The following is a 15,599-nucleotide window of genomic DNA, read 5'->3' on the forward strand; positions in this document are numbered from 1 at the left end:
ATCATTTGGGGAGATGGCGTTGTCATAGGCTCGATCAAATCAGGATCCGCTCAACCTCGTCCAGACTGACATCATCGCTCCGGCGGTCGTAGAGCTGTGTAGTCCGGGTGGATGAATGGTTGGCGATGTTCGCGGCTTTCTCCAGCGTTCCCCCATTCTTAAGGTAGGCCGTAATCCCTGTGGCACGGAACGTGTGATTGCACACGGCGGTACTAATGCCGGCCGCGACGGCGCGGCGTTGGATCATGGCGTAGGCGTTGGCCTGGGGCAGCGCCTTGCCGGACATTTCAGACGTGCCTTGGTGGAAGGTCTGGAACAGCGGCGCACGAGGAGCGTCCCTCAGGCCTGCGCCGTCGAGATAATCATCCAGGTAGGCCTCAAGGGAATGGTGGCACGGCAGTTCGACCTGCTTGCCAGCCTTTGCCGCCGGTTTTCATGTCGAGCCGCGCCGGATCGTTACTGAGACGATCTCCGGCAGTACCGCAATCGCACAGCGCCGCGGCTTTTCACGGTTAATGGACAAGCTGGAGTCCGGCGATATTCTCATAGTGACCAAACTCGACCGCCTCGGCCGTGACGCGATCGATGTCAGCACCACTGTGAAGGCTCTCGCCGAGATGGGCGTACGCGTTTACTGCCTTGCCCTCGGCGGCGCAGACCTGACCAGTTCGTCCGGCACGATGACCATGCAGGTGCTCAATGCTGTCGCGCAGTTCGAGCGCGACTTGCTGATCGAACGAACCCAATCCGGCCTCAAGCGTGCAAAGTCGGAAGGTAAGACCCTCGGTCGGCCATCTACACTCAGTGATGAGCAGAAGATGGATGTACGCGATGATCTCGCAAAGGGAATGAGCGTTTCGGCTATTGCGCGAAAATTTACGACTAGTCGACAGACGGTTATGCGGGTTCGCGACGAAGGTTCACGGTCCGTTCGATCTTAGCGTGTCGCCAGGAACACATCTTGTTCCGACCCCAAATCGTTAGCGAAAATCTGGGCTATTTTTGCGCGCTAACTCTAACAGACGTATGACGTTCTGCAGTTTGAAATTCCAAAGTAAAAGCGACAATCTCTCACGCGTCTCGTGTGGGCGCTTCGCCCGCTCGCCGGTCGGAGCCTGCGGGGTCGAGCGAACCCACTTCGTTACGCCCGTGCTTTGCTGTCTGTGAATTGGCATTCTTTGTGCATGACCACCAGTCAGCGGGAAGTGCTCACTTCGAAGTATGAACTGTCACTCCTCAAGATAGAATATAAAATCCATCATAATTGTCGGCAAGAGTGCCCGTATTGCTGCCGAGCGATCCGGGCTTAAGCTCCATTATAGCCTCGAATTTTCCGCGTTTCCGCCAATCGGCTGGCAGTCCAGATGCAATCCGCAACGAGCGATTCTGAGAGATTCACCGGAACCGAATGAATGACGTTTGACGGTAGCATGGCGAGCTTGCCGACTTCCGCCATGTCTTCTGCAGTCACATCCTGAAGACCGAGATCCGATAGGGTGGTGGGCAGGCCGAGGTCGATACAAAAGTCCAGCGCTTCGTTGAGATCTTCCGGCGAGCGGTTTTCCAGCACCAAGAGGCAGATGACGCCGAAGGCAACCTTTTCGCCATGGAAGAAGTGGTGCGTAGGTTCCAGCGCCGTCAGGGCGTCGTGCACGCCGTGTGCGGCCGAAACGCCGCAGTTCTCGAAGCCAAGGCCGCTCAGCAGCGTGTTGGCTTCGATGATGTTCTCTACGGCTGGCGTCAGTCGGTCATCCCTTGCCGCAGCGAAGGCCGAGCGGCCATCGCGCATCAGTACTTCGTGACAAGCGCGTGCGATGTGAATGCCGGCTGCCGTTGTGGCATAGCCGTCGCCGATATAGTTTTTGCTGCGTGACTCAATGTTCGAGCGAGCCTCGTACCAGGTGGAGAGGGCATCGCCCATGCCGGCCACCAGAAAGCGTACCGGCGCCTTGATGATCAGCGAACTGTCGACGACCACGACGTCCGGGTTGCGGCCGCAGCGCACGACCCGATCGTAAACGCCCTGTTCCGAGTAGATGACGCCGATGGAGCTGGTGGGCGAATCCGTAGAGGCGATGGTCGGCACGGTGACGATGCGGGCGCCGATGTTGAAGGCGGTGATCTTCGCGGTGTCGAGCGCCTTTCCGCCTCCCACGCCGATGACGACACCGGCATCGCCGGCCTTGCCCTCGTCGACGCAGCGCGCGACTTCCTTGTCAGTCGATTCGCCGCAAAATTTGACGAAGCGGCTTTTGACGCCTTGCTCCTGGAGGCTCCGCTCGATCTGCGGGCGCAGGCTATTCCAGAAAAAGGCATCGATGATGATAAGTGCAGACTTCGAAAGCGGAGCGATATAGATGCCAAGGTCGGCCAGAACGCCTGGGCCTTGCACATAGCGCAATGGGCCGCCGTAACCGCGTTGTGTCATGGTGAAAATCTCCTGGAAATGAACCCGATCAGCGAAGCGTCAGACCGCCGTCGACTGTGATTATTTCTCCCGTGGTAAAGGAGGAAGCGCCGCTTGCGAGGTAGACGATGACGCCGGCCAGTTCGTCCACCGTTCCGATGCGGTTCTGCACGGCGCCCTTTGCCCAATGGTCGCGGACGACGTCGGGATGATCCTTCAGCACGTCTTCCGTCAGCTCTGTCATGATGTAGCCGGGAGCGATAGCGTTGACGCGGATGTTGTGCTCGGCCCACTCTGTGGCGAGGCCCTTGGTGAGCATGTGCACCCCTGCTTTCGAGACATTGTAGGCGGTGTGTCGGAAGGGCCAGTTGACGATCCGGCCGGACATGGAGCCGATGTTGATGATCGAGCCATCCTTCTGCCTGATCATCGCCTTGCCGACTGACTTGGAGACGAGAAAGACGCCGTCGAGATTGACGGCCATGGTCTGTCGCCAGTGATCCAGTGAAAACTCCTCTGCGCTACCGGGAAAAATGATGCCGGCATTGTTGACGAGAATGTCGATCCGGCCCCAGCGTGCCAGCACGGCTTCCGTCATGCGCTCGACGTCCGCCTCATCGGCGACATCGGCCTGGATCGCGAAGCTGTCGACGCCCATGTCGCGCAGCTCGGCGACGACACCTTCTGCCCTGTCCACGGTGGAGCGGACGACGATGGCAACATCGGCGCCATGGCTGGCAAGCGCTTCCGCCAGCGCCTTGCCAATCCCGCGCGATCCGCCGGTGACGATTGCCTTCTTTCCCTTGAGATCGAAGATCTTGCTGTAATCCATCGGTTTCTCCTCCCGATTGTAGGTCTTTGGATCAGGCGGTTGTCGGCGAAGCTGTCGTCATGGTGATAGGGGCCATTGCCATTTCTCCCCATTGCTTCAAAATCTGCTCCCCGGTGCGCTGCGCTTGGGCGACGATCGTCAGCGACGGGTTGAGAGCGGTAGAGGATGGCAGGAAGGACGCGTCGACGACGTAGAGATTGTCGACATCCCAGACCTTGCAATGCTGGTCGAGAACGGAAGTCTTCGGATCGTTGCCGAAGCGCGCCGTGCCGCACTGGTGCATGGAGACCTTGATGTCCATCTTCTGGGTGATGATCAGCGGGTAGCCAAGCGAGCGCATGTGGCGTCCCCAGACTTTGACGAGTTCGCTATGGGATTTCAGGTTGTTCTCCGTATAGCTCAGCCTTAGCTTGCCATCCGGATCGACGGTGACGCGGTTGTTCGGATCCGGCAGATCCTCCGACATGATCCACCAGTCGACGCTGCGTTCGGCAAACTGGTTCATCAGCCATTCCGGTGCCCACTTGGCGTTGGCCGTCAGCATGCCGCCCTGCAGCTTGCCAAGCCCCTGGACATTGCCAAGCGGGTAGGGCTTCTCGCTGTTCGCCAGATAATAGTCGTTGACCGCCATCGATTTCTGGAAGGTGACGCGGTTCTTCTTGAACGGCGAAACCGCCATCATGGCCGTGTTGTTGTGGGCCATATAGTTTCGGCCCAGCTGGTCCGACATGTTGTTGCCGATACCGCGTTTGTGGGCATCGTTGGCGGAGCGCAGCAGGAGAGCTGCCGAGTTGATCGCGCCGGCGCTGCAGATATAGGTGTCGCCCGTCACAATCTTCTTCTCGCCCTGATGGGTGAGCTCGACACCGGTGACGCGCTTGCCGGTTGGATCGGTCAGGATGCGGTGCACCAGCGTCTCGGTGATCAGATCAATATTGCCCTTGGCAATGGCCGGGTCGATGAGGCGGACTTCGGCATCGCCCTTTGCGCCGAGTTTGCAGGCAAACCCGTCGCAGGTCCGACAGCGAATGCAGCTGCCGCCCTGATGATAGTCGATGGCAATCGGCAGCGGGAAGGGTTTCAGGCCCTTTTCGCGCAGCTTCTTTTCGAAGAAGGCGATTTCCGGCTCGTGGCCGATCGCCGGATAAGGCATCGGGCCCGAGCGGGGCGGCTCGGTCGGATCCATGCCGGCCGTACCGTGGGTTCCCATCAGCCGCTCGGCGACATCGTAATAGGGTGCGAATTCCGAATAGGGAACCGGCCAGGCAGGGGCAATGCCGCCCTCGTGCTTAAGATCACCAAAGTCCTCGGCGCGGAAGCGCAGGGTCGCAGCACCGAAAAATTTGCTGTTGCCGCCGACATAATAATAGGTGCTGGGGTTGAAGATCACCCCGTCCTTGTCGCGCCACTCTTCCTTGGCCACGTACTTCCTCGTGTGGAAAACGGCGTCGACGCTCCAGTTGTCGGCTTCGCGCGGCAGGCGCGGGCCACGCTCGATCATCAGGATGCTGCGCCCGGTCTCGACCAGACGGTTTGCCAGAGCTCCGCCGCCGACCCCGGCGCCAATGATCACGACGTCGTAGAAGTTCTTCAGTTCTGTCATCTTCTCTCTCCCGGGCATCTCATGGCTTTCGCGCTCAGATGCCGCTCCTCCAAATCACATGATCGCGCCTACCTGCCAGGGCACGAACTCGTTGTCGCCGTAGTTGAAGATCTCGCTGGACGTCTGCTTGCCGGAGGCGGTGTCGAGGATCATCCGGAAGATCCTCTCCCCGACCTGCTCCACCGTCTCATCACCCGTGACGATCGTGCCGCAGTTGATGTCCATGTCCTCTTCCATCCGCTCGTACATCGGCGTGTTCGTCGCGAGTTTGAGCGATGGGGCCGGCTTGAAGCCCGAGACGGAGCCTCGGCCGGTGGTGAAGCAGATGATATTGCATCCGCCTGCGACCTGGCCCGTGACTGCGATCGGGTCGTAGCCCGGCGTATCCATGAAAACGAAGCCGGCTTCGGTGATTGGCTCGGCATATTCGTAAACGGCGTTGAGGCGAGACGTGCCGCCCTTCGCTACGGCGCCGAGCGACTTTTCGAGAATGGTCGTCAGGCCGCCGGCCTTGTTGCCGTGCGACGGATTGTTGTTGAGTTCGGCCTTGCCGCGCTCCGCGTAGTCGCGCCACCACTCGATGCGCTGCAAAAGCTTTTTGGCGACATCCGGCCTTGCGGCACGGCGCGTCAGAAGGTGTTCGGCGCCATAGATCTCCGGCGTTTCGGCCAGACATGCGGTTCCGCCATGGCGCACCAGCAGATCGGCAGCGTAGCCGAGCGCAGGATTGGCCGATATGACGGAGTAACCGTCCGAGCCGCCGCATTCGAGCGCCAGCTTCAGCATCGATACCGGCTGCGGAGTGCGCTGGATCGCATCGACCTTGGGCAGCATCTCGTCGATGACCGAGATGCCCTGCTCGATGGTCTTGCGGGTGCCGCCGGTTGTCTGGATCGTCATCGTGCGGAAGGTATCGCCTTCCGTCAGGCCGTGGGCGGCAAGGATGGCCGGGATCTGGTTGGTTTCACAGCCGAGGCCGATCATCACGACACCGCCGACATTGGGGTGGGTGGCGTATCCGGCAAGCGTCCGCGTCAGGTAGCGATAACCTTCGGCATTGGTGTTGATGGCGCAGCCACCGGCATGGGTCAGCGCGATGATGCCATCGACGTTCGGATAAGCTTCAAGGCGACCCGGAACGGAAAAATGCGCAGCGATGGCCTTTGAGACAGTGGCCGAACAGTTCACCGACGATATAATGGCGATGTAGTTTCGCGTGCCCGCAGGCCCGTGGGGGCGTGCGTAGCCCATGAAGGTTGCGCGCTCCTCCGGTGCCAGGAAATAGGGCTCGTGTGCGTCGACACAGAATTCGTGCTCCAGCACCACGTCGCCCATCGCCATGTTGTGCGTATGGACATGGTCGCCAACGGCGATGTCAGCGGTAGCGAAGCCGATAACCTGGCCGTATTTCACGATCTTTTCGCCTTTGCCGAGTGCCGCTGCCGCGACCTTGTGGCCCTGCGGGATGCGCGTATGGACAAAGACACCGCCGAGTTCGTCGCAGTTTCCGGGTTCCAGGGGAACGCGGGCGATGGCAACATTGTCGCGCGCGTGGAGCCGCAGCAGGGGGGACGACGTCGAGTAATCTGTCATGTCAGGCGTCCTTCTTCTCAAACAGGGAAACCTTGTCCTCGTACATGTTGGCCATCACCTCGAACGAGGAATCCAGATGGATCCGCATGGCCAGCTCAGCCTGGTCGGCGCTCCGGTTCTTGAGGGCGCGGACGATTGCCTCGTGCTGTTCCGTCACCATGGCCAGGTGGCCAGGTACCGGTGCACTCAGCTGCCGCATGCGATCCAGGTGGACCTTGGCGAGCGTGATGAACTTCCAGATCCGTGGATATCCGCTGATGCCGGCGATGGCGCCATGCAAGGCGTCGTCCGCGTCCAGATAGTCTGCCAGCGTGTCACGCTCCAGAATCCCCCGCATCTCGCCGATGATCGTCTGCAGGCGTGCGAGATCTCCGTCCGTGATCCGCGATGCAGCCTTCCGGACGCTCTCGATTTCCAGCGAGCGGCGGATGACGAAACCTTCCTCCGCGACATTGAACGAGATCCGGCTGACATAGGTGCCAGAGTGCGGAAAGATATCGACGAGCCCCTCGTCGGAAAGCTTCTGCAGCGCCTCGCGGACCGGTGTCCGTGACACGCCGAACTCCGTGCAAAGATCCTTCTCCGAGATCACCGCACCCGGCTGCATGTCCAGATGGACGATGGCTTGTCGCAATAACCCATATATGTGTTCTGCTTTTGGGATTAGTCTCATAGTCCGTATGCTCGTTGATTTCTCTTCGTAACTGCCGTCTTGTAGGGCCTTCGGAAAGTTTACGATTTGCCGTTGACAGCAATTCGATGTTCTGCCTTTTATAACTCATATATTAGTCGGCGGCGCAAGAGGAAAAGTTATTGGCGCCGTCAATGAAGAGGAAAAGCCAAGGTGCGGACGCACCGAGGTGCTTCCAGGACGAAATACGGCCTTTCGGCCCGTTGCGACTTTGGTCAAGGCAGGTGCGGTAACGCCGCAGCCGCCTGCTGGATCGCGATCACCTGAAAAGCGGAAACCAGGACATATCGCCATGGCAACGATCAACTACCTGACACGCATCGAGTTCGACGATGGCGCAATATCGCGTCTTCCGTCGCTTCTGGCCGAGCTCGGGGTCAAGCGTCCGCTGATTGCCACCGACAAGGGACTGGTCGCAACAGGCATCGTCGAAAAGGTACTTGCCCTGTTCGAAACGCGCCCCGTCGTCTTTGACGGCACGCCGGCCAACCCGACGGAGGACGCCGTTCTCGCCGCCTACGAGATATTCAAGAGCGAGAATTGCGACGGCATTGTCGGTCTCGGTGGTGGTTCATCCCTGGATCTTGCAAAAGCGGTTCGTCTTCTCAGCGGCCATCCGGGGCCGCTGGCGCAATATACCGCCGTTGCCGGTGGTGCTTCCAGGATCCACGGCAAGATCTGTCCAATGATTGCGGTGCCGACGACGTCCGGTACAGGCTCCGAAGTCGGCCGCGCTGCGGTCATCATCACGGCGGAGGGCCGCAAGCTCGGTATCCTCAGCGGCTTCATGCTTCCATCGATTGCGCTTTGCGATCCGGAGCTGACCTACGGCCTGCCGCCGTTCCTGACGGCTGCGACCGGTATGGATGCGCTTTCGCATTGCCTCGAAACCTACATGGCACCATCCGTCAATCCGCCCGCCGAAGCCATTGCACTCGATGGGCTGAAGCGCGGCCTTCCCGCGCTACGCACCGCCGTCAAGGAAGGCCAAAACCGGGATGCCCGCTGGAACATGATGATGGCTGCGCTGGAAGGCGCCATGGCTTTCCAGAAAGGCCTTGGCGCCGTGCATGCGCTGACCCATCCGCTCGGAGCCATCCGCGAACTCAATCTCCATCACGGAACGCTGAATGCCGTCCTGACACCGGCCGTCCTGCGCTTCAACAGACAGGCCATCGGGAAGAAGTGGGATGTGCTGGCCGAAATGCTTGGCGGCGTCCCGGACGAGGCAATTGCGCAGCTGAACAAGGAAATCGGCATGCCGTCCGGCCTCGAAGCGATGGGCGTGACGCAGGCGATGATGGAGAAGGTTTCGGGCGAAGCGCTCAAGGACCATTGCCATGGCACCAATCCGCGTCTCGCGACGCAGGAGGAGTATCTGGAGATCATGCGCGACTCTCGTTGAGTGCGATGGAGAGGAAATGGCTGGGCTGTTCCGGCCATCGATCGGGAGGATCAAATCAATGTCCGAATTTGAAAATGAAACCAATGATCAGGCATCCTACCTGTCGTCCCTGAAGCTGACGCGCCGCGGCGTGTTGAGCGCCGGTGCTGCCCTGACCGTGGCGGCGGCGCTGTCGAAGCCGAAGTTCGCCCAGGCCGCAGACCTGCAGTTTTGTGCTTCGCTCGGCTGGACCGTCTGGGAATCGGGGCGTCACATCGTCAACGGCTACAAGGACGCCGTCGAGCGGCTTGGCGGCAAGTTGACGATCGCCGACGCCAATTACGACATCAAGAAGCAGGCCGACCAGATCGCCGCCTTCGTGGCGTCCAAGCCCGCGGCCATCTTCATCACCCCGGCCGACGCTTCTGCGATCTCGCCTGCGGTGCAGGCGGCCGTTGCCTCCGGTATCCCGATCTTCTGTGGCGACAGCTACGTTCCGAACACCACGGTCACCTCGACCGCCATGTCGAACAATTTCGGTCTCGGTGCCGCCGGCGCGGAATACATCGCCAAGCGCCTGAACGGCAAGGGCAGCGTCGCGCTGGTCAGCTTGCCGTCCAACGAATCCTGGGATCAGCGGACGCTGGGAGCCAAGTCGGTTTTCGCCCGCTTTCCTGACATCAAGATCGTTTCGGAAATCGCCTTTGCGCTGGGCGGCACGACCACGCCTCGCCAGGTCGTCGACAACATCCTGACGGCCAATGCAGACCTGAACGCCGTCTGGTGCGCGTGGGACGGCGCTGCCTCTGAAGGCACTCTCGCCATCCGTGCTGCCCGCCGCGATGTCTTCATCACCGGTATCGACGGTGGCAGGCAGTCGTTCGAATATATCAAGGCCGGCTCACCCTTCGCCCTCACCATGGCTCAGAGCTTCTACGAAATGGCCTACATGAACGCCTTCTATGCCCATGAGGTCATCGCCGGCCGCAAGGCTCCCCGCTTCGTCATCACGCCCAGCTACGCGGTGACACAGGAGAGCCTGAAGAGCCTGCCTTCTATTCCTGACACCTACGACAAGCCGGGCGAAGCCATCAAGCTCGGCTGGTCGCGCGCGCTGTAAGGCAGAACGAAGTGCGCCGGCCCGGTACCGGCGCGTTTTTCGGAGGAAAGCAGGCAGCGGCATTCGCCGCGCCTGCAGACTGTTGGGACGAGACAATGGCAAATGTAATCAGCATGCGCGCTATCGAAAAGCGCTTCGGGGTCGTCAAAGCACTCGATGCCGTCAGCTTCGATCTTGAGGTCGGCGAGATCCACGCCTTGCTCGGCGTCAACGGTGCTGGCAAGTCGACGCTGATCAAGATCCTCTCGGGGGTCTACAAGAAGGATTCAGGCGTCATCGAGATCGGTGGCCAGAGCGTCGAGCTCGGCAGCCCGGCTGCGGCCATCGATTGCGGTATCGCATCCGTCCAGCAGCATCCCGAACTGGTGGGCGACTTCACCGGGGTCGAGAACATCTATCTCGGCCAGGAATCGAAGCGGGCCGGGTTGACGGGTCGTATCGACCGCAAGGCCATGCAAATGGCTGCGCAGAAGCTGTTGAAGCGCTTTCCCATCGAGATCGACCTCGATGCCCGCGTCGGTGAAATGGCTGCCGTCGATCGCGAAATCGTCGCGATCCTGCATGCGCTGCGCCGCGAGGACATCCGCATTCTCATCCTAGACGAGCCGACCTCGACGCTGACCGAGCGCGAGAAGGCGTCGCTGTTCCAGCTGATGCGGACGCTGAAGGCGGCCGGCATCGCCATCATCTATATCACGCACCGCCTCGAGGAAGTCTTCGAGATCGCCGATCGCTTCACCGTCTTTCGCGGTGGCCGCAATGTGGCGACGATGACGATTGCCGAGGCGCGTTCCAATGCCGTCTCCATTCCCGATCTGATGCTGGACCAGAAGAGCGGGGCCATATTCCCTCCCAGGGATGACCGGGCCGGGGGTGAAGTCATGATGACAGTGGAGGGTCTCGAAAAGCGCGGCCTCTTCTCCGATGTCAGCTTCACCCTGCGGCGTGGCGAGATACTGGGCATTTTCGGGCTGATCGGATCCGGTGCCGACGAATTGTCGAAGGCGCTGTTCGGCGTCATCCGCCCCGATGGCGGTTCGATGACCATCAAGGGCAAGCCTGTCGTGCTGAAAGACCCCCACGATGCGCTGCGTCGGGGCATTTTTCTCGTTCCCGGCGATCGGCGCACCGAAGGTCTGACGATGACGAAGGACGTGGTCTTCAACACCACGCTTGCCCATCTCGGTAAGGCGTCCTGGATCGGTGGCCTGCTCAAGCTCGGTCGTAACAAGGCGATCGCCGAAGAACTGGCAAGGAAGGTCGCGCTGCAACCGCTGAAGCTCGATCGTCCGGCCAGCGCCTTCTCCGGGGGCAACCAGCAAAAGATCGTCATTGCCAAGGGTCTCTATCGCGACAGCGAGATCTACATCTTCGTCGAGCCCACCGTCGGCGTCGATATCGGCGCGCGCGCGACGCTCTATGGGCTGATGCGCGAGCTTTCGCAGAAGGCGGCTGTGCTCGTCATCTCATCGGACTGCGACGAGGTCTACGGCGTCGCCGACAGAACGATCGCGCTCTACAAGGGCCAGCCTGCGACGTCAGCAGACACGCCGTCCCGCGACCAGCTTCTTGCCGCCGGCATCATGGGAGTAAGATCATGAAAGAGGAGTTCAAGGTGCCTCCTGTCGTTCTCCGGCTCGGTGCGTTCGTCGTGCTGCTGGCCATCATTGCAGGCGTGTTCCAGTCCTTCGCGCCGTCCTATCTCAGCAATGGCAATCTACATGCGCTGCTGCGCCACATGTCCGTCAACGGCCTCACGGCGATTGGTCTCACCTTCGTCATCGTCGTGCGCCATTTCGATCTGTCGTTCCCAGGCATTGCATCGCTCGGCGCCATGACGATCGGCTGGCTTCTTGCCAATGACTACAGTCTTTACCAGAGCATCGGCGGCGGCATTGCCGTTGGCCTTCTCGTCGGCCTGATCAACGGCACGGCCATCTCCTATTTCCGTCTCCCGGATATCGTCACGACGATTGCCACCGGCGGCGTCTCGGTCGGCCTCTCCTATTTCTACAGCAACGGCACGTCGCTTTCCGACAACTTCTTCGGCTCGGGCATTCTTGATCTCAACGATGCGAAGGTGATGACGCTGGATATGCCGGTCGTCATCCTGCTGATCGCTGGAATCATCGCCTTCGTCGTGCTGCACGCCTCGCGCTTCGGCCGTGCCTTTTACGCGACCGGTGAGAACAAGCTTTCCGCAGTCTTTTCCGGCGTCAGGGTCAAGGCCTATGTGCTCGCGGCGTTCGCACTCTGTGGGGCCATGGCCTGTCTCGCAATCACCTTGCTGGTCGCATCTTCCGGTGCCGCCAACGTGACGGCCGGCAGCCAGCTGCTGATGCCGGCGTTTGCGGCCGTCTACCTGGGTGCGGCCCTTTTCGGGGCGCCTTCGATCCCGGCAACGCTGGCCGGAACCCTGCTGATGTCGGCGATGCTGAACGGCTTCACCTTGCTTGCCATCCCCTACTACTACAGCGATGCCATCGTCAGCACCGTGCTGATCGTCGCCATCGGAATGTTCGATCCAAAACTCACGTCTTTCATCGGCGGGCTGTTTTCCAGTCGGCCGGCTCGCTGAGGAGATACGGGATGACCGCATTGTCCGAAAACATCAGAAGCCAGCGCCCGGGCTTTGACTACCAGACCTTCTTCGTGCGCTACGGGCTGTTTTTCTTGCTCGCCATCACCTTCATTGCTTTTGCATGGCTACGTCCGACCTTTGTCAGCGCCGGCAATATCAACGACATGCTGCGCTCGGCCAGCATCGCTGCGATCATGTTCCTGGCCCTGACGTGGATCATCGCAGCCGGCGAGATCGACGTCAGCTTCATGTCAGTGGCGGCGCTCGCCAACATGATCGTTGCCGGCCTTGCCAGCCACGGATACGGCTGGCCCGTCGCATCGCTCGCAGGGCTTGCCGCCGGTATTGTCTTCGGCGTGATCAATGGCGGCCTGGTTGCCATCTTCCGGCTGCCGGCGTTGGTCAGCACCATCGCGACCGGAGGCCTGGCGGGATCGATCGCCGCGGCAATTGGTCTCGGCACATCCATCTCGCTGTCCTCAACCGGTTTTGTCGGCGCGCTGCTGCATGCCAATATCGGCATCGTGCCGGTCCTGACGATCATCGTCATCCTGCTTTATGCGCTGGCCTATTACCTTCAGGAACACCTGACGTTCGGCCACTATCTCTACGCTATGGAGCAGAACCGCGCAGCGGTGTCCGAAGCGGGCATTCCGGTAAACCGTATTCTCTTCCTGCTCTACATCCTTTCCGGCGTGCTCTCCTCGATCGCCGGCATCCTGCTCACGGCGGATCTATCCTCAGGCCAGCCATACATCGGCAGCTCGTATTTTATCGACGGCTTAACCGCGGTGCTGCTCGGCGGCATGGCGCTGAAATTCGGCAAGCCGAATGTCATCGGGACGATCGCCGGCGTGGCGCTGCTAGCTTCGCTTCTCAGCGGCGCCGCCCTGCTTGGCTGGACGGATTCCCAGCGACAGATCGTTCGCGGCGCACTGCTCTTGGTCGGCGTCGCCATCGTCGTCTGGGCCCGGCGCAAGAACCGCGCACATATCTGAATGAAGGTCTGATCATGAACAGCAAAATCACTGAACTGCGCAAGGTCGGCAACACGGGCCTCAGCGTGACGGCACTCGGTGTCGGTAGCGCACCGCTTGGCGGCCTCTACGCCCCGGTGGCAACGGCCGATGCCGTCGCCATGTTGACTGCTGCCTGGGAAGCCGGCATCCGCTATTTCGATACGGCGCCCATGTACGGCAATGGCCGCTCCGAGCATCTGGTCGGCCAGGTCCTGCGCGAAAAGATGGAGGGCGAGCGAAACTTCGCGCTCAGCACCAAGGTCGGCCGGCTGATGACCACGCAGCGGGCCGGACGCGCGCTGCCGCCGGAGCCGCCAAAGAACCCGCTCGATCCCGGTTGGTACAACGGCCTACAGTTTCGCGAAGTCTTCGACTACAGCTACGACGGCGTGATGCGCAGCTTCGACGATAGCCAGCAGCGCCTCGGCTTCCCCAATCCCGATATTCTCTATGTCCATGACATAGGACAAGTGACTCATGCGGACCTGCATGACCATCATTGGAGCGCACTTACCAAGGGCGGCGGCTTCAAGGCGCTGACCGAACTGCGGGCTGCCGGCGACATCAAGGGCTTCGGCCTCGGCGTCAACGAGTGGCAGGTCATCCGCGATGCGCTTGATGAGGCCGACCTCGATTGCTCCATGCTTGCGGGTCGCTATACGCTGCTCGATCAGGATGCGGCACGCGAATTTCTTCCGCTGGCGCAGAAGCGCGGCATGGCACTCGTCATCGCAGGCGTCTTCAACTCCGGCATCCTCGCCTCCACGACGCCCGGACGCCGTAAGTTCAACTATGCCGACGCGCCGGAAGAGGTCATCGCCCGTGCCGACCGTCTGAGGGAGATCTGCACAGGCTACGACGTGCCACTTCCGGCCGCAGCACTTCAGTTCCCCATGCGCCACCCGGCCACCACCTGCGTTGTCATCGGCGCAAAGACGGCGGCCCAGGTGACCACCAATGTCGAGTGGTTCGAACAGCCTATACCGGAGGAACTCTGGAGGGCGCTCGAGACCGAGGGCCTTATCGGCTGATCCGACCAGGCTGCCGAAAACTTCACTTCCACTAGAAAGCGAGTATTCCCATGCTGAAAACGCTCAATCCGCTACTCACCGGCCCGCTGTTGCAGATCCTTGCGGATATGGGGCATGGCGACGAGATTGCGATCGTCGATTGCAACTTTCCGGCAGCCACCGTCACCAACCGCGTGATCCAGATTCCCGGCCAGACTGCACCGGCCGTTCTCGATGCCGTGCTGTCGCTCTTCCCGCTCGACGACTTCGTCGACCAGCCGGCGGGCGTCATGGATGCACCGGGCGACCGGCCTGCGATGTATTCGGAATTCGAGGCTGTGATCGCAGCGCAGGAAGGCCGCAAACTGGAACTGGCCGTGATTGACCGTTTCGATTTCTACGATCGGACCAAGTCGGCTTTTGCCGTCATCTCCTCCGGCGAACGCCGGCTCTATGGTAACATCATCCTCAAGAAGGGTGTCGTGCGCGCGTAAACCAGACCGAAAGGGAGGGGAGGGGACCATGCTCGACAGCCATCAGCATTTCTGGAAGGTCGAACGGGGCGATTACGGATGGATGACGCCCGATCTCGGTGTCATCTACCGCGATTTCATGCCGGACGATCTGCGCCACGAAATGAAGCGCGCCGGCATCACGAGAACCATCGTGGTGCAGGCGGCCGAGACGGAAGCGGAAACGGATTTCCTTCTGGACCTTGCGGCAAAGACGGATTTCATTGCCGGCGTCGTCGGCTGGCTGGATATGGATGCGGATGGTTTCGAAAGCCGTCTTGCGCACTATCGGCGCAATCCGCTGTTTGTCGGCATCAGGCCCATGCTGCAGGGGCTGGATGACGACGCCTTCATTCTACGCCCTCAGGTGCTGCGGAGCCTCAAGGCCGTTGAAGCGGCCGGGGTGCCGTTTGACATCCTGACCTTTACCCGCCACCTGCCGCATGTCGCGGAAGCGTTGCGCCAGGTGCCCAATCTCAAAGCCGTGGTTGACCATATCTCGAAGCCGGAAATTGCCGCTTCCGCCATCGAACCGTGGAAGTCGCATATCAGCGAGATCGCGGCTTTCCCGAATGTCTCCTGCAAGATCTCCGGCATGGTGACGGAAGCCTCATCCGACTGGGCGCCTGCCGATTTCCAGCCCTACATCGACCATGTCGCTGATATCTTCGGCCCGGAAAGGCTGATGTTCGGCAGCGATTGGCCGGTCTGCCTTCTGGCGGCGAGCCATGCCGAGGTCTGCAATCTGGCGCGGACCCTGCTGCAAGCACATTTCGGCCCGGCCGAGCTTGAGACCATCTTCGAAAAGAACGCGGCGCACTTCTACGGCGTCTGAAACTTCACGCGC

At 60.7% G+C, this 15,599-nt stretch carries 15 protein-coding genes; 9 read left to right on the forward strand and 6 right to left on the reverse strand.

Going from position 1 to position 15,599, the window contains the following annotated elements:
* Nucleotides 1-34: 34 nt before the first annotated feature.
* Entirely contained in the window at nt 35-400 is a 366-nt protein-coding gene (locus tag QZ869_RS21295) for a tyrosine-type recombinase/integrase (RefSeq protein ID WP_367115340.1), read from the reverse strand.
* A gap of 10 nt (nt 401-410) precedes the next feature.
* Between QZ869_RS21295 and QZ869_RS21300 the strand changes: the two genes are divergently transcribed.
* Complete coding sequence (locus tag QZ869_RS21300; protein ID WP_296098062.1) at nt 411-941, forward strand: recombinase family protein; 531 nt, start codon at nt 411-413, stop codon at nt 939-941.
* 365 nt (nt 942-1,306) lie between these two features.
* On the opposite strand, the gene QZ869_RS21305 is transcribed toward QZ869_RS21300, so the two are convergent.
* Genes QZ869_RS21305 through QZ869_RS21325 form a run of 5 tightly spaced genes read right to left on the reverse strand, consistent with a single transcriptional unit; the run spans nt 1,307 to nt 7,108 of the window.
* Nucleotides 1,307-2,428: a glycerol dehydrogenase gene (locus tag QZ869_RS21305; RefSeq protein WP_296098065.1), complete on the reverse strand. Its 1,122-nt coding sequence runs from the start codon at nt 2,426-2,428 to the stop codon at nt 1,307-1,309.
* A 28-nt stretch (nt 2,429-2,456) separates the two neighbouring features.
* Nucleotides 2,457-3,239, reverse strand: a complete 783-nt coding sequence (locus tag QZ869_RS21310) for an SDR family NAD(P)-dependent oxidoreductase (protein WP_296037438.1) — start codon at nt 3,237-3,239, stop codon at nt 2,457-2,459.
* A gap of 31 nt (nt 3,240-3,270) precedes the next feature.
* Nucleotides 3,271-4,842 carry a GMC family oxidoreductase gene (locus QZ869_RS21315; protein ID WP_296098068.1) on the reverse strand — a complete coding sequence of 524 codons (1,572 nt, stop codon included), beginning with the start codon at nt 4,840-4,842 and terminating at the stop codon, nt 3,271-3,273.
* A gap of 54 nt (nt 4,843-4,896) precedes the next feature.
* Nucleotides 4,897-6,435 carry a UxaA family hydrolase gene (locus tag QZ869_RS21320; RefSeq protein ID WP_296107222.1) on the reverse strand — a complete coding sequence of 513 codons (1,539 nt, stop codon included), beginning with the start codon at nt 6,433-6,435 and terminating at the stop codon, nt 4,897-4,899.
* A gap of 1 nt (nt 6,436) precedes the next feature.
* Nucleotides 6,437-7,108 carry a GntR family transcriptional regulator gene (locus QZ869_RS21325; protein ID WP_296078593.1) on the reverse strand — a complete coding sequence of 224 codons (672 nt, stop codon included), beginning with the start codon at nt 7,106-7,108 and terminating at the stop codon, nt 6,437-6,439.
* 310 nt (nt 7,109-7,418) lie between these two features.
* Here QZ869_RS21325 and QZ869_RS21330 point away from each other — a divergent pair, with 310 nt between their 5' ends.
* From QZ869_RS21330 to QZ869_RS21365, 8 genes are all read left to right on the forward strand, one after another.
* Complete coding sequence (locus tag QZ869_RS21330; RefSeq protein ID WP_296037450.1) at nt 7,419-8,531, forward strand: iron-containing alcohol dehydrogenase; 1,113 nt, start codon at nt 7,419-7,421, stop codon at nt 8,529-8,531.
* A gap of 58 nt (nt 8,532-8,589) precedes the next feature.
* The gene (locus tag QZ869_RS21335) at nt 8,590-9,630 is read left to right on the forward strand and encodes a sugar ABC transporter substrate-binding protein (protein ID WP_296037453.1); all 1,041 of its coding nucleotides are present in this window, start codon (nt 8,590-8,592) and stop codon (nt 9,628-9,630) included.
* 95 nt (nt 9,631-9,725) lie between these two features.
* The gene (locus tag QZ869_RS21340) at nt 9,726-11,231 is read left to right on the forward strand and encodes a sugar ABC transporter ATP-binding protein (RefSeq protein WP_296037456.1); all 1,506 of its coding nucleotides are present in this window, start codon (nt 9,726-9,728) and stop codon (nt 11,229-11,231) included.
* A complete protein-coding gene (locus tag QZ869_RS21345; protein ID WP_296037458.1) occupies nt 11,228-12,208 on the forward strand; it encodes an ABC transporter permease in 981 nt (326 codons plus the stop codon). Before QZ869_RS21340 ends, QZ869_RS21345 begins: the two co-directional genes overlap by 4 nt.
* An 11-nt stretch (nt 12,209-12,219) precedes the next feature.
* Nucleotides 12,220-13,209: an ABC transporter permease gene (locus QZ869_RS21350; protein ID WP_296098075.1), complete on the forward strand. Its 990-nt coding sequence runs from the start codon at nt 12,220-12,222 to the stop codon at nt 13,207-13,209.
* 14 nt (nt 13,210-13,223) lie between these two features.
* The gene (locus QZ869_RS21355; protein ID WP_296107224.1) at nt 13,224-14,261 is read left to right on the forward strand and encodes an aldo/keto reductase; all 1,038 of its coding nucleotides are present in this window, start codon (nt 13,224-13,226) and stop codon (nt 14,259-14,261) included.
* A 50-nt stretch (nt 14,262-14,311) separates the two neighbouring features.
* Nucleotides 14,312-14,734, forward strand: coding sequence for an RbsD/FucU domain-containing protein (locus QZ869_RS21360; RefSeq protein WP_296037467.1), 423 nt, complete (start codon nt 14,312-14,314; stop codon nt 14,732-14,734).
* Between the two features lie 28 nt (nt 14,735-14,762).
* Nucleotides 14,763-15,587 (forward strand): amidohydrolase, encoded by an 825-nt coding sequence (locus QZ869_RS21365; protein ID WP_296107226.1) that lies wholly within the window; start codon nt 14,763-14,765, stop codon nt 15,585-15,587.
* Nucleotides 15,588-15,599: the final 12 nt, after the last annotated feature.

Source organism: uncultured Agrobacterium sp., assembly GCF_913777885.1.
In the GTDB taxonomy this organism is placed as follows: Bacteria; Pseudomonadota; Alphaproteobacteria; order Rhizobiales; family Rhizobiaceae; genus Agrobacterium.